We start from the raw sequence: 13,703 nt of genomic DNA, 5'->3' as shown, positions 1-13,703 counted from the left end.
TCTCCCTTCTTATCTCAACTATAAATTTTTAAATATCCATCAAGCCATGTTCCATTAATAAAGACTCCAGGCGTTCTTGCGATAGTGGTTTTGGTATAACAAACATTTCATTACCATCAATTTTATTTGCCAACGATCTGTATTCACCAGCCTGCGTAGATTCAGGATCAAATTCAATTACTGTTTGTTTATGGATTTCTGCTCTTTGTACCATATTGTCACGCGGTACAAAATGAATCATTTGTGACCCAAGTTCTTTGGCAAATGCTTCAACTAGTTCGGCTTCACCATCAACTTTACGACTGTTGCAAATAATACCGCCCAACCGTACGCCGCCGGTATTTGCATATTTTGTAATCCCTTTGGCTATATTATTGGCTGCATACAATGCCATCATTTCACCAGAAGCAACTATATAAATTTCTTTCGCTTTGCCTTCGCGGATCGGCATCGCAAACCCGCCGCAAACAACATCACCTAAAACATCATAAAATACATAATCTAAATCTTCTTCATAAGCACCAAGACGTTCCAATAAATTAATCGAGGTAATAATACCACGACCAGCACAACCAACACCTGGTTCCGGACCACCTGATTCAACACAGCGAATGCCACTAAAACCTGCTTTTAAAACCAGATCGAGTTCAACGTCATCGCCTTCTTCACGAAGTGTATCAAGAACTGTCTGCTGCGCCAGACCTCCCAAAATTAAGCGAGTTGAATCAGCTTTCGGGTCACAACCAACAATCATTATTTTTTTCCCCATTGCGGCTAAACCAGCATTCAAATTTTGTGTCGTTGTAGATTTACCAATTCCACCCTTGCCATAAATAGCTACCTGTCTCATAATAAAACCCTCCATCTCGTTATCACTTAATTTATTTATATAAAGACAAAAAGGATTTTTCCTTATTTGTACTTTACAACAAAGAGAATAAAAAAACGCCTTGATCATAGCGATTGCTATAATCAAGACGTCTCTGTCCGCAAAACCAAAACTATATAAGTTTACTCATTGCATCAACATAAATTTTTTATTTCCTGTTTATAAATCTCAGGGCAATTTCCCTTCGATGTGATAACTATAGATTATAAAAATATCTTTGTCAATTCCATTTTATGTAAAAATAATCCTCTCTTTTTTAAATTTTCTGTCATTTGTATTCATAGCTTACTAAAGAAGAAGTGTTCTCTTTTTACTTTAAATATTAATACATTCTATATATTTACTTTATTTTATTCGTCGAAGAAATTTTCAAGTTTTTATAAATATTTTGTATACAATCTTTCCGCTTGACTTTTTATACAGTGTAGCCTATATTTTATAAATAAATCATTGATTAATGAAAGGAATGTAAACTCATGTTGGACAAAATTGCTATAACAACAAACACGACCAAGGATTTTGCTGCACTGAGCGAAACAACGATTATTTTGCTCTATCAAAAGCAAGATGATACATGGCAGTTACGCAAAGAAATTCCTGTACAATTCAATTTTAAAAGTAATTTAGAAGATCTTCGTAATCAGATTCGCAATTTAATCACAAAATTAGAAGACTGTAAAATCATTCTCAGTCCTTCGATTAATGGTCTCCCTTTTCATATCTTTGACCGAATGGGATTTCATATTTTCGAAATGACGAACTTTACACCGCAGGACTTCGATGAAATAGTCGCTGATGTTTATCGCTCTGAACACGAAAACAGCGAACAGTCAGACACTGCATTAGGTCCTGTAAAAACCGTAGATGGTATTTATTTTTTAGATTTAATCCAGCTCCAAACTACACATCCCGATATCTCATCCAAAAGAGCCTTACAGCCATTTTTGAAAAACACACCCTTTATCAAACTGGATTTTATATGTTCCCACCTGCCGCCATGGCTTGATACAAAAGAATTTAAATCACAATATGATATTACGACAAAAAAGAACCGAGATACTTGTCTGGTAACAGTTTCACACAAAATATGTCTGCAAAAAAATAAAGTATAAATGAATACGTACAGTAACACAAAAACCTCTCACCAATAGCTGAGAGGTTTTTGTGTTACTGTACGGCTTGAATTTCTTTGATAATCGGCACTAAATTCGGGTATTTTGCGTATAACGGCTGCATGGCATTTGTAAAAGCCGCTTTATCCGGTTTAATAAACTGTACACCCTGTTTTTGTAATTCATCCATCCCCTTCTTTGTGAAATCATCCCATAATTTCCGTTCATATTGACCAGCTTCCGCACCGCACTCTGCTACCAGTTTTTGATCATCCGGACTTAACTTATCCCAAGATTGTTTACTGATAAACAGGATTTCTGGAATTGCCATATGCTCATCCAAGGTATAATATTTAGCAATTTCAAAATGTTTTGCACTTAAATAACTTGGTATATTATTTTCAGCGCCAGTGATTTTCCCCACCTGCAATGCTGGATAAATATCATTGTAGGCTAGCGGCACACTCTGCGCTTGCAATATTCCCAGCATATTTTCAAACACATCACCACTTAGTACCCTGAGCTGCATTCCATTAAGGTCTTCCGGTTTCATAATCGGTTTCATAGCATAAAAACTTCGCATACCTGAATCATAAAAGGCCAAAACTACCTTATCTTTATCTTTTAATTCACTCTTGACCCGCTCACCAATAGACCCCTCAAGCACTCTCCATACATGCGCTGAGTCACGAAATACGTAAGGCATAATGAAGGCCTGCAGCGTCGGAATCTGACTTGCATAACGATCAATACCTTCCCGATCGATATCAATGACCCCCTCAGCCATAGCATCTTCAATTACCTTGCCATCCCCCAGTTGCCCATCTGAATAGATTTGCAATTTAATCCGGCCATTACTCCGCTCTTCCAGTAGCTTCCCCATATATTTTGTGCTTTGTGTCGTTGGGTAATCATCTGTATGTACATCATTTGCTTTTAAAATGATCGTCGCATTTTTTTCTTTATCTGAACTGCCACAGCCAGATATAAGAACAAGCAAAGAAATAACCAGCAGCAATAAAACAGTTTTTCTCATCATATTCCCGTAAACCTCCATCAACTGTATTATATAAATTAAAGTTTAAACCGATCCATCATTGATTCCAATTTTTTTGCCTGTTTTGCCAGCAAACTGCTCGAAGATGAAATTTCTTCAATGGATGCCAGCTGCTGCTCGGTTGCAGCCGAAATAGAGTGTGTCCCCGAAACCGTTTTTCCAACCATTTTTTTAACCATTTCAATGGAATCCAAAACTCGAGTACCTGAGGTGGATGCATTGGCGGTTCCCTTGGTGATATCGCCAACTTGCTGATCAAGTTCCTGTATAAGTGCTGCAATGTTATTAAATTGCTCTAGGGTTGACATCATTTCAGTCGTTCCATTTTGTACATCGACACTACCTTTTTCCATCATTTCAACCACCGAATGGATACGTACTTGTATATCATTGATAAGTTCTGTAATACTCTGCGCTGCTTTTTGAGACTGATCCGCCAGTTTTTTTACCTCACCAGCAACAACTGCAAAACCACGGCCATGCTCACCGGCTCTTGCCGCTTCAATGGCCGCATTCAAAGCTAATAAATTGGTTTGACTTGAAATTTCACTAATAACTTGAACAATCTCGCCAATTTGTTTCGAACTTTCACCTAAATTTTTAACACCATCCGCCGACTGGTTCACGGAATCATTAATCAATTGCATTTGAGATCCGACTTTAGCCACCGCATTTTTCCCTTGCACTGCAACATCCGCTGTTTTCGTAGCCCGCTGTGACAAACGCACTGCATTATCAGCAACATTGCCAATATTATCTACCATGTCCCCCACAACACTGACAACCTGATTCATTTCAGCGGTTTGTCTCACTGCACCTTCGGCTAATTGAGTAGTCGTATCCGCAATTTCCTGTGCCGCTTGTGCCGATTGATCCGAAACCAAATTCAATTGATTACTAGCTGCTGCGACATCTTTAGCCGTAAGCACAACTTGCTGGACCATACTACGCAGACGTGTAACCATTTCCTGAATTGCTTTGGCCATATCACCGATTTCATCATTCGAATGATAACCAACATCATCTGACCGCAAATCACCACCGGCAACTTTTCCGGCAACACCTGCCATCATCGCCACGGGCCGTGATATTTTCCGTGCTAAAATAATGGATGCCAAAACAGCAAAAATCAAAGTCAATAAATTGCATACAACTAAAATTACACTTGCCTGTTTTTGTTCCGCTTTTGTTTGATCGATCCTTGCGTTAATTTCCGCTCCCACAAAATTCGTAAAACCATCAATGACTTTATCCATTCCATCAGCCCGTTTCCCAGAAGCCGACAAAAATTTCAAGGTCCCTTCAATACCTAATTTATCACGAACTTCATTTCCCTGATTCAACGTCTTATCATACTCGGTCAGAGCTAATTTTAGTATTCCTATTTCTTTTTTCGCTTGAGAAAAATTCATAGAAGATTCCAGTTCATTCACTTTATCTTCCGTCAAATTTTTTACATCATCACTCTGTTTTAAATAGGCTTTATCACCCGTCAATATATAATTTCGTATGTGTGTATTGCGTATCCAAAGCTGTGCGCGAATATCTTTTGCAGCACTGGTAAACTCTGTAGAATCTGTTAAGAGAGTTTGATACGTCTGCTCAACATTTGTTAAACGATAATACATGTACACATCCATTATCATAAAGATAGCAATAATCATGATACAAGTTGCTGAAATCTGTTTACCAATCGTAAGTTTCATTTTGTTTCTCCACCTCAACACCCAAAATTTTTTCATATGCCCTGTCTATCATAGATTATACTTAAATAAACCATTTATGTATATTATTAGGTTAATAGTAATCAATTTAGTTAACCGGTTAGTATTATTATTCGCTGTATTCTAACAATTTCCTCTTTTAAAAATATCCTTTTAAAGCTAAAAAAAGACGAAATCAATAACTATAAAAATAGTTATCAATTCCGCCCATATTCTTATGAACAAATTTATCGACGTTATGCCTCCTGTAAGATTTGATCAACAATTTCATCAATTTTTTTAGCACCGAAAATAATTTTTCCGCCATTAATTGACATTGCAGGAACACTCATGATTTTTAGTTTTTGCTTAAGTTCTGGAAAGAGTGATATGTCAATCATTTCCGTCTCTACCAACGGCTGAATCGAGGCAATCTTCTGTCCGGCACTGACTACATCCGGGCAAAAATGACAGGATAACGATACAAAAACTTCTAGTCTCGTTGGTTTTATTATTTTTTCAATTTTTTCTTGTACGCTGAGCTCTATTTTCTGTCCCGGCCCAGCCAAATTATAAACAGCTAACACAAATGAAGTCATTTCATGTCCACCTGGTATCCCGGAAAACTTAATACCAACATATTCATTTTTTTCATTCAAGAAAGCAGCAATTGGCATCCGCATAAAGCCAATTTGTTTTTCCATATTCGTATTTTCATTCTTTCGATAAAGCAATAATGTTATTTTATCACTCAAAACGCTTATTTCTTTTAAAAAGGTAACCATCTCCATTGATTTTACATCCGTTTCTTCATAAATCGAAACAATTGAGATATCTTTTACCAATGCAGCAAAAAGTCCGGTAAGTTGTTTTTTCATTTCAGCTGGAATAAATTCTGCCGGGTTTTCTTCTAAAGTTTGTCCTTTTACAGCCAATGGTACCTCAAGTTTTGCTGGTGTAACATTCACCGATTTGACGGCGTCAACAATGCCAAGTCGTTCTTTTTCCTGTGCAATATATTTCTCAGCTGCAGTAGCAGCAATGGCGCCATCGGCTACTGCCGTTACAATCTGGCGTAGGCTCTTTGACCGTAAATCGCCGGCTGCATATACCCCCGGCACATTGGTTTGCATAAATTCATCCGTCGGAATATACCCGGCAGTATCAAGTATAATCTGATCTTTGAAGATAGAAGTTGCCGGCTGATACCCGGCGAAAACAAATAAGCCAAACGTTTTATCCGCCAAAGCTGCTTCATAGACTATTTCTTTTCTTTCTTTTGTATTAAAGAAGACCGCTTTTTCTAGAAAATCCGCTCCTTGAACTTCCCGCACCACGGTATTATACATCACTTTGATTTTTGGATGTTCTTTCGCCCGATCCGCAATGGATTTTGCGCAAGAAAAATCTTTTCCCCGCATCACAATCGTAACGGTTTTCCCATATCGTGTTAAATAAACGGCTTCTTCTGCCGCAACATAACCGCCACCAATTACAAAAATATCAAGTCCCGAAAAAAACTCTCCATCACAGGTTGCACAATAACCAATTCCTTTGCCGGTAAATTCAACCTCTCCCGGGAATCCTATTTTTTTTGGTGTTGCACCAGTTGCAATGATCACAGCTCGAGTGTTGTATTCAGCATCTGCTGTATACAAACGTTTCACATCACCAGAAAAATCAACCATTTGTATGTCGTTTTGCACAATACTCACAGCAAAATCCTGCATCTGAGATTGCATTTCCTGCATCAATTGAGGTCCTGTAATCTTCCGAACTCCTGGATAATTGGCTATTTCATTGGTATTACTGGTCTGCCCGCCGGGATGATCTCGTTCGATGAGCAATGTATTGAGTTTTGCTCTGCCAGCATAGATTCCCGCCGACAAACCCGCGCACCCGCCGCCAATAATAATCAAATCATATATTTTTTGCATGTTAACACCACCTATTCATAAACAAAGCTCTATCAGTAAACCCTGATAGAGCTTTGTTGTTCTTATAACTTACCTACCAAGTCAAGACTCGGTATCAAGGTTGCTTGACCTGGTTTCCATTTAGCAGGGCAAACCTGATCACCATGTTCTTCGACAAATTGAGCTGCTTGTACTTTTCTCAATAATTCTTCAGCATTTCTGCCGATTCCCATATCATGAACCTCATAAGCCTTTATAACACCCTGTGGATTGACAATAAAAGTCCCCCTCAAGGCTTGACCGGCTTCTTCTACCAAAACGCCGAAAAACCTTGCTAAGGCGCCTGTCGGATCACCGATCATTGGATATTCAATTTTCCCAATCGTATCGGATGAATCAGCCCACGCTTTATGTACAAAATGCGTGTCTTCCGATACAGAATAAATTTCACAGTTAAGTTCTGTAAAATCTTTATAAAAATCTTGTACATCGCCTAATTCGGTTGGACATACAAAAGTAAAATCTGCCGGATAGAAAAAGAAAACCGACCACTTGCCTAAAACATCCTGTTTTCTTATTTCACGAAATTGACCCTTTTGATACGCCTGTACCTTGAAATCCGTCAACTCTGTTCCTATTAAATTACTCATATGCTATATCCCCTTTCAAAATTACATTCATAGTAAAACGATGTATTTTTTCTATAAATTTATAATAACACAGTAACAGTTTTTAATCAATACTAATTATCATTATCATTTATTTTTTTTACAATTCTTAATTCTCTTTATTCCAAGCGCTTCTATTCATATAGTAAATTGCATTAAAGAAATTTTAGCCTTGGGAGATGTCATCGTTGCTTCCTACGTAACGCCACGGAGCCCTATACCACATTCCTGACGATTGTCATATAAAATATTTAATGCAACTTATATAGATACTTTAAAAAAAAATCATTTCGTGTTACTATATATGATATAAGTAACACGAAATGAAAAGGACGTGCTCTGATGACTGAAAAAGATGCCTTGATCCGCTTTGGCGTTTCGATGAACCAGGATCTGGTCGAACAATTCGATAAAATCATCGACAAACAAGGTTATGACAATCGCTCTGAAGCGATCCGTGATCTGATACGTAAAGCTTTGATTGAACCAACAATGCTGCAGCAAACGCAAGCCGTAGCTGGTACCATCGTAATTGTTTATGACCATGCTTTTCATGGTTTAGCCGCGTATTTAATTGAATTGCAGCATCATTTCCATCATGAGATCATTTCCACAATGCACGTTCATCTAAATCATGCACAATGTCTTGAAGTACTAGTCGTACGAGGTGTTTATCGAAAATTAAATGAACTTTGCCAGCAAATTCAAGTTCAAAAGGGTGTATTTTATGCCGAATTATCTGTAACCCATATGAATGAAGAATCGGTAGCGGAGCATAGTCATTTGAAATAGATTACCCGTTCACCTAAAAATTCAACAAAATGGAGGTCCAAGTGAAATGCATATTCCCGACGGATATTTAAGTCCTTCAACCTGTTTGGCTCTAGGAGCTGTGATGATTCCTATATGGTATAGAGCTTCAGCCAAACTAAAAAAAGATTTGGACGTAAAACAAGTTCCCCTTCTTTCCATGGGTGCTGTATTTTGTTTTTTAATTATGATGTTTAATGTGCCGATTCCAAATGGTACAACTGCGCATGCCATTGGTGCTACGCTCGTTGCCATTATCTTCGGCCCCTGGGCTGCGGTTATTGCTATGAGTGTGGCACTCGCCATTCAAGCTCTTGTATTCGCTGATGGTGGCATTTTAGCATTTGGTGCAAATGCTTTTAATATGGCTTTTATTGCCCCTTTTGTCGGCTATTATGTTTACAAATCTATCAGCAAAAATGCCGTGCCAGGTTCAACCCGCCAACTAGCTGCCGGAGCCATTGCCGGCTATATCGCCATTAACTGTGCTGCTTTTGTTGCTTCTATAGAATTTGGCATTCAACCACTCTTCTTTACAGCCGCTGATGGTACACCACTGTATTGTCCTTATGGTTTAGATGTGGCAATACCTGCAATGATGGTCGCACACCTCACCGTTGCCGGATTTATTGAGGGAATCGTAACCGCCGCGGCATTAAAATTCATGGCAGTGCAACCTGTGACAATGCTGCAATCACAAATAAATAAAAAGGAAGGGGTTGTATAACTATGATGAAACGTTATTGGCTGGCCATTGCGGCACTAATTATAGTATCACCACTTGGGTTACTTGCTGACGGCACAGCGTGGGGTGAATGGGGTGGTGACGATTTATCGGAAACACTGGGGTATATTCCACAAGGGATGAAAAATGTACAAGATGTCTGGGCAGGCATATTCCCTGACTATAGTATCGGCTTTCTCGGCGAAAGTTCTCTAGGTCAATCCATCGGTTATATCATTGCCGCCATAATCGGTTCTGCAATGGTATATGGACTCTCTCTATTACTTATGAAAATAATAGCAGCAAAAAAAAATTCAACATTGTCTTGCTCTAATAAATGAACAGATTGGATCTGCCTGCGTGGCTGCAAAGTAATGATACAATAAGACTGCCTGCTGTCACCCACTCATGGAAACCACACAATTATTTAGAAAAAACACTAAAAAAAATTCATGCTATCTTGTCTGAAGACAATCGCTCTGTTCTAAATAATCAAGATGGATTACTCCAAAAACTTGAACCGCATATGAAAGTAACTGGTTTATTAACGGTTATTCTTTTAGCGGCTTTAACGCAAAATTTAGTATTTTTAATAATGCTGAATAGCATTATTTTATTTGCAGCATTACAATCGCGTATTCGGTTGGGTGATTACTTCGTACGCATTTGGCTGCCAATTTTCTTTTTTACTGGAATTGCCGTATTACCAGGCATAATCAATTGGGTCACTCCTGGTGATCCGCTTTATACTATATATAGCAATTTAACGTTTAGTGGACACTTCTTCACTTTACCAGCGGAACTAACTATCACCCGACAAGGTGTAAAATCGGCACTCTTTGTAATACTTCGAAGTGCTGCTTCTTTAGGTATTGCGATGCTTTTGATAAAAACAACCCGTTGGTCTGTCTTAACAAAAGTTTTGGCAAAATACGGTTTATCAAATATCATCGTGACAATTTTAGATATGACGTATCGCTATATCTATCTATTTTTGTTTATATTTATGGACTATGTATTAGGTCGAAAAAGCCGCTTAGTTGGTTTGGAAACACAATCGTCAAAAATTGCTTGGATAGGCGGTACAATTTCTGACTTTTTAAGAATCACGCTGGAGTACAGTCAAGATATTCAATATGCACTAGAATCCCGCGGCTATACTGGCATTTATTATGCAGAAGCAAAGGGGCCGCTACATTTGATTGATTTTGGGTTTGCTGCGGCAATTATTATTTTGGGGTGTTATGCCTATGGAGGAATTAACCATGTCTGGATCTTTAGTCTATAATCTCCAAAATCTTTCTTATCGTTATTCATCAAATAAAACCGCACTCAATCAGATTAATCTCAAAATCAACGCCGGCGAACGAATTATGCTGCTCGGGCCTAACGGCTGCGGCAAATCAACTCTGCAAAAAATACTCGCCGGATTAATTTTCGCAACGGATGGCACGTTGACAGCATTTGATCGAAAAATCAGCGAAAACGCAATGAAAGATAAAAATTTTTCCGTTGTTTTTCGCCGAAAAGTCGGTTTTGTTTTCCAAAATTCAGATGTGCAGCTTTTTTGCTCCAGTGTTTTAGATGAAATTATGTTCGGGCCTATCGCCATGGGTTTAGAGCTGCATCAGTCCAAAAAACGTGCCTATGATCTGCTCGCCTATTGTGATATTGCTTCCCTAGCACATGATTCTCCCCATCATTTAAGTGGTGGGGAGAAAAAAAAAGTCGCCATTGCCGCTGTTTTGGCCAGCAATCCCGATGTATTAATCTTTGACGAACCAACAAACGGGCTCGACCCAAAATCACAACGCTGGATTTTAAATACGATAAATGACCTAAATCGGCAGGGAAAAACGATTATTCTAGCAACCCATCAGCTTAATTTCGTTCCCGAAATAGCGGATCGAGTTATTGTATTAAGTGATGATCATGAAATCACAGCTGAAGGTTTACCGCAAGACATCCTCAGTAATCGTAATTTATTGATTGCAACGAATCTGGTTGATCCTCAAGATCAGCCCTGCTAAACACCTCCCAGCATACATAAAACTGCATCTACAAAAACAGCCTATGGTACAGTTTAAACTGCCATAGGCTATTTTTTATAATTTCCAACGCTGACCAAAAACATGCACTAAAAGGCCTGCCATCACACTAAGAGAGCCCAGCCCCTGCCAAAAAGAAAAAGTTTCCCCTAAAAAAAGGGATGCACTACTCATACCGACAATTGGCACTAATAATGCCCAAGGGGCAACCACCGTAGCCGGATATCGCGACATCAGTCTACCCCAAAGACCATATCCGCCTAAAGTGGCAATGTAGGAAAGGTATAAAACTGCACAAAGTGTTACCCAATCAAAATTTTGATAAGCAGTTCGCCAAGAAGCAGTCCCCTCGACACAATAAGATAAAATGAAAAGCGGCACGATTGCGACAGCGCTCGCCCAAACAGCGAGTGACAACATTGAAAAAGGCGGCAGGTTAAGTGTCGTGCGACGCATCACAACATTACCAAGCCCCCAGCTCGCCGCTGCCGCAAGCGTAAAAACAAAACCTGCCGTTGTCATATTTCCATCCTGATTCATCCCAATCACACTCATGCCCCCAACGGCAATCAACAGCCCTGCAATATGGTTCCAACACCAGGATTCATGAAACCAGGCAATTGCAAAAAATAAAGTGAAAAATGCCTGTGACTGCAGCACCAAAGAAGCGAGTCCGGCTGGCATTCCAACCTTCATACCATAAAATAAAAAAGCAAACTGCCCCACATTGATGCAAAGTCCTAATGTAAGCAGCCATTTCCATGCAACAGGCGGTCGTGGCAAGAAAAAAATAATGGGCACAACCGCCAATAAAAAACGCAACGCCCCTAAAAGCAGTGGAGGTAAAACAAGCAAACCAACTTTAATGGCAATAAAATTTACTCCCCAAGCAATCACAATGAACAGCGCCAGTAAAATGTCTTTTATCTTCATATTTATAAAAACCTCTTTTTTATTTTTCCAAACGCTCTGTTCATCATCGTCAAGATCTCAGTTAAATAATCAGACGAACTCCACCAAAATCAGCCAAATTATAATTCATTGCACCATTTGGCGAACCAATGAACATGAAGTTCGCCGGAATAGACCATTTTTTTGAAAGTTCCTGAATTAAATGCGGATTAAACTCACCATACTGTACAATAAATTCTATATTAATTTCCGGATAAGCTCTATCTAAAAATCCAATATCATTTTTCAAGATTGGTGATACCTCCTGTCCTTTTGGCAGTATCGTTACAATCTTCATACGATTTGTATTCTCATTATTTCTTATATAGATCATTGCTAAATTCAAATTAGCAAGTTCTCCGCCACGAGTAAAAAAAACTACTTGTTGTGAGTTTATATCATCAATTTTCTCTTGCAGAAAAGAGGAAAGATATTTTGTTATCAACGTCAACTTGCTACTTACTTCTTTGATACAAAACAAACAAACCTTAAGCAAAGAAATTCGATTCAACATAATTAAGATAACAATCACCGTTGGCAGAAAATACTTTAAAAAAACGAGTACATACTCTGGATTTATAAAAACATTGCCGACCAAAGCTGCCGCTACAGCTATCATAGCAAATAAAACACCGCCCCAGCTCGCTTTTTCCGATCGATAAAGGCCTTCTCTTCGAATTTTCAGCAGTAAATTCCCTCCACCAAAAAGCACCATCACTGATAGAAAAGAAATCGTATATACCCCTGCCAACGTTGTCAACTGCCCATTCGTGACGGTCAAAACCGATACGCTCAGCAAAAAAAAGACAATAATAATTCTATATTGTGTACCATAACGAGTCGTCTTTAATAGAATTTGTGGCAAACACCGATCTAATACCATTCGATGTACGAGACCCGTCACGCCAATAAACGATGTTAGCACCGCACCACTCAAGACAAAAGCTGCATCAATAGCAATTAATCCAGAAAGCCAGGAACCGCCTGCTACAGTCCCCATGTAAGAAAGCATTGCTTCCTGATGTGCCGCAATCCCCTGCATTGGCAAAAGTGATAATGCCAAAAATGCTATTATCGGATTAATAATTGTTACTGCCATCCACATATTTCGCAATGTTTTTGGAAAGACTCCTTTCTGTTGTTCTTCCACAAAATTTGCAGAACTTTCAAATCCAGAAATTCCCAGCATAGCCGCAGAAAAGCCAAAAAATAAAGCCATCGTCAAACTACCTTCCGTTGGTATCTGAAAATTCACTTGAAAGATAGTCCACCCATTTTGATAGATTGTTAAAGCTCCCGCTAAAATTAAAATCGCAATTGTAATTAAATGCAATAAAAAAATAACAACCGCAACCTTAGCCGACTCCCCCATTCCAGTAATTGTTAACAACATAAAAAGAGCCAATAAAACAATTGTAGCTTCAAAAATAGGCAAACCTTGCCACAAGATGTGCAAATAATGCATCGCTTCGTTTGCCGAGATAACGGCTGTTGCCATATATGACAGCAACGTAAAACAAGCCGCTAATGAAGCGACAAATTTGCTAGTTGTATTTAGCAATGCATTATAAGCACCACCATTCAACGGCAAAGCACCGACAACTTCAGCATAAATGCTTCGATAAAAATATAATACGAGTGAAACCATAAGCAAAGAGACCCACGCCCATTTGCCTGCATACAAAATAGCTAAAGCTGAAACATACAGACACGACGATGTAATATCATTACCACAAATCGCCGTTGCTTCCCATTCACTTAATCCACGTTTTGTTTTTGTGTCCATAATCAATACCTCTTCATTTCTTTGACGGAAATCATACAA

Annotated in this window: 13 protein-coding genes; 6 read left to right on the top strand and 7 right to left on the bottom strand. The window is 38.7% G+C overall.

Going from position 1 to position 13,703, the window contains the following annotated elements:
- Positions 1 to 28: 28 nt before the first annotated feature.
- Positions 29 to 850, bottom strand: coding sequence for a nitrogenase iron protein (nifH, locus tag BMY14_RS10265; RefSeq protein ID WP_091831461.1), 822 nt, complete (start codon positions 848 to 850; stop codon positions 29 to 31).
- Between the two features lie 515 nt (positions 851 to 1,365).
- On the opposite strand from nifH, the gene BMY14_RS10260 reads away from it, so the two are divergent.
- Positions 1,366 to 2,001: a Fe-only nitrogenase accessory AnfO family protein gene (locus BMY14_RS10260; RefSeq protein WP_091831459.1), complete on the top strand. Its 636-nt coding sequence runs from the start codon at positions 1,366 to 1,368 to the stop codon at positions 1,999 to 2,001.
- 55 nt (positions 2,002 to 2,056) lie between these two features.
- Here the strand turns inward: BMY14_RS10260 and BMY14_RS10255 are convergent, their stop codons facing one another.
- The 4 genes from BMY14_RS10255 to ahpC all read right to left on the bottom strand — a co-directional run bounded on the left by BMY14_RS10255 (position 2,057) and on the right by ahpC (position 7,327).
- Positions 2,057 to 3,040 carry a TRAP transporter substrate-binding protein gene (locus tag BMY14_RS10255; protein ID WP_177177548.1) on the bottom strand — a complete coding sequence of 328 codons (984 nt, stop codon included), beginning with the start codon at positions 3,038 to 3,040 and terminating at the stop codon, positions 2,057 to 2,059.
- Positions 3,041 to 3,075: 35 nt separating this feature from the next.
- On the bottom strand, positions 3,076 to 4,764 hold the full coding sequence (locus BMY14_RS10250) for a methyl-accepting chemotaxis protein (protein WP_177177547.1): 1,689 nt from the start codon (positions 4,762 to 4,764) through the stop codon (positions 3,076 to 3,078).
- Positions 4,765 to 5,018: 254 nt separating this feature from the next.
- The gene (locus BMY14_RS10245; protein WP_091831454.1) at positions 5,019 to 6,698 is read right to left on the bottom strand and encodes an FAD-dependent oxidoreductase; all 1,680 of its coding nucleotides are present in this window, start codon (positions 6,696 to 6,698) and stop codon (positions 5,019 to 5,021) included.
- Between the two features lie 62 nt (positions 6,699 to 6,760).
- On the bottom strand, positions 6,761 to 7,327 hold the full coding sequence (ahpC, locus tag BMY14_RS10240; protein ID WP_091831452.1) for an alkyl hydroperoxide reductase subunit C: 567 nt from the start codon (positions 7,325 to 7,327) through the stop codon (positions 6,761 to 6,763).
- Between the two features lie 360 nt (positions 7,328 to 7,687).
- Between ahpC and nikR the strand changes: the two genes are divergently transcribed.
- From nikR to BMY14_RS10215, 5 genes are read left to right on the top strand one after another with little or no spacing between them, the layout of a single operon-like run.
- The gene (nikR, locus tag BMY14_RS10235; protein WP_091831450.1) at positions 7,688 to 8,137 is read left to right on the top strand and encodes a nickel-responsive transcriptional regulator NikR; all 450 of its coding nucleotides are present in this window, start codon (positions 7,688 to 7,690) and stop codon (positions 8,135 to 8,137) included.
- Positions 8,138 to 8,183: 46 nt separating this feature from the next.
- Positions 8,184 to 8,882, top strand: a complete 699-nt coding sequence (gene cbiM, locus BMY14_RS10230; RefSeq protein WP_091831448.1) for a cobalt transporter CbiM — start codon at positions 8,184 to 8,186, stop codon at positions 8,880 to 8,882.
- A gap of 2 nt (positions 8,883 to 8,884) precedes the next feature.
- Positions 8,885 to 9,220: a PDGLE domain-containing protein gene (locus BMY14_RS10225; protein ID WP_091831446.1), complete on the top strand. Its 336-nt coding sequence runs from the start codon at positions 8,885 to 8,887 to the stop codon at positions 9,218 to 9,220.
- On the top strand, positions 9,217 to 10,167 hold the full coding sequence (gene cbiQ / locus BMY14_RS10220) for a cobalt ECF transporter T component CbiQ (protein WP_091831444.1): 951 nt from the start codon (positions 9,217 to 9,219) through the stop codon (positions 10,165 to 10,167). The genes BMY14_RS10225 and cbiQ overlap by 4 nt, the downstream gene beginning before the upstream one ends.
- Positions 10,145 to 10,909, top strand: coding sequence for an energy-coupling factor ABC transporter ATP-binding protein (locus tag BMY14_RS10215; protein ID WP_091831442.1), 765 nt, complete (start codon positions 10,145 to 10,147; stop codon positions 10,907 to 10,909). The genes cbiQ and BMY14_RS10215 overlap by 23 nt, the downstream gene beginning before the upstream one ends.
- A 75-nt stretch (positions 10,910 to 10,984) precedes the next feature.
- Here the strand turns inward: BMY14_RS10215 and BMY14_RS10210 are convergent, their stop codons facing one another.
- Together BMY14_RS10210 and BMY14_RS10205 are read right to left on the bottom strand one after the other, a co-directional pair.
- A complete protein-coding gene (locus BMY14_RS10210) occupies positions 10,985 to 11,860 on the bottom strand; it encodes an EamA family transporter (RefSeq protein ID WP_091831440.1) in 876 nt (291 codons plus the stop codon).
- A 61-nt stretch (positions 11,861 to 11,921) separates the two neighbouring features.
- Positions 11,922 to 13,664: an APC family permease gene (locus BMY14_RS10205; RefSeq protein WP_091831438.1), complete on the bottom strand. Its 1,743-nt coding sequence runs from the start codon at positions 13,662 to 13,664 to the stop codon at positions 11,922 to 11,924.
- Between the last annotated feature and the right edge of the window lie 39 nt (positions 13,665 to 13,703).

Source organism: Propionispira arboris, from assembly GCF_900109225.1.
Classification (GTDB): domain Bacteria; phylum Bacillota; class Negativicutes; order Selenomonadales; family Selenomonadaceae; genus Propionispira; species Propionispira arboris.
This window is presented reverse-complemented; position numbering and strand designations above follow the sequence as displayed.

Excerpts from the sequence above, each read along its gene's own strand:
- nifH (WP_091831461.1), bottom strand. The coding sequence starts at position 850 with ATGAGACAGGTAGCTATTTATGGCAAGGGTGGAATTGGTAAATCTACA.
- BMY14_RS10260 (WP_091831459.1), top strand. The coding sequence starts at position 1,366 with ATGTTGGACAAAATTGCTATAACAACAAACACGACCAAGGATTTTGCT.
- BMY14_RS10255 (WP_177177548.1), bottom strand. The coding sequence starts at position 3,040 with ATGATGAGAAAAACTGTTTTATTGCTGCTGGTTATTTCTTTGCTTGTT.
- BMY14_RS10250 (WP_177177547.1), bottom strand. The coding sequence starts at position 4,764 with ATGAAACTTACGATTGGTAAACAGATTTCAGCAACTTGTATCATGATT.
- BMY14_RS10245 (WP_091831454.1), bottom strand. The coding sequence starts at position 6,698 with ATGCAAAAAATATATGATTTGATTATTATTGGCGGCGGGTGCGCGGGT.
- ahpC (WP_091831452.1), bottom strand. The coding sequence starts at position 7,327 with ATGAGTAATTTAATAGGAACAGAGTTGACGGATTTCAAGGTACAGGCG.
- nikR (WP_091831450.1), top strand. The coding sequence starts at position 7,688 with ATGACTGAAAAAGATGCCTTGATCCGCTTTGGCGTTTCGATGAACCAG.
- cbiM (WP_091831448.1), top strand. The coding sequence starts at position 8,184 with ATGCATATTCCCGACGGATATTTAAGTCCTTCAACCTGTTTGGCTCTA.
- BMY14_RS10225 (WP_091831446.1), top strand. The coding sequence starts at position 8,885 with ATGATGAAACGTTATTGGCTGGCCATTGCGGCACTAATTATAGTATCA.
- cbiQ (WP_091831444.1), top strand. The coding sequence starts at position 9,217 with ATGAACAGATTGGATCTGCCTGCGTGGCTGCAAAGTAATGATACAATA.
- BMY14_RS10215 (WP_091831442.1), top strand. The coding sequence starts at position 10,145 with ATGTCTGGATCTTTAGTCTATAATCTCCAAAATCTTTCTTATCGTTAT.
- BMY14_RS10210 (WP_091831440.1), bottom strand. The coding sequence starts at position 11,860 with ATGAAGATAAAAGACATTTTACTGGCGCTGTTCATTGTGATTGCTTGG.
- BMY14_RS10205 (WP_091831438.1), bottom strand. The coding sequence starts at position 13,664 with ATGGACACAAAAACAAAACGTGGATTAAGTGAATGGGAAGCAACGGCG.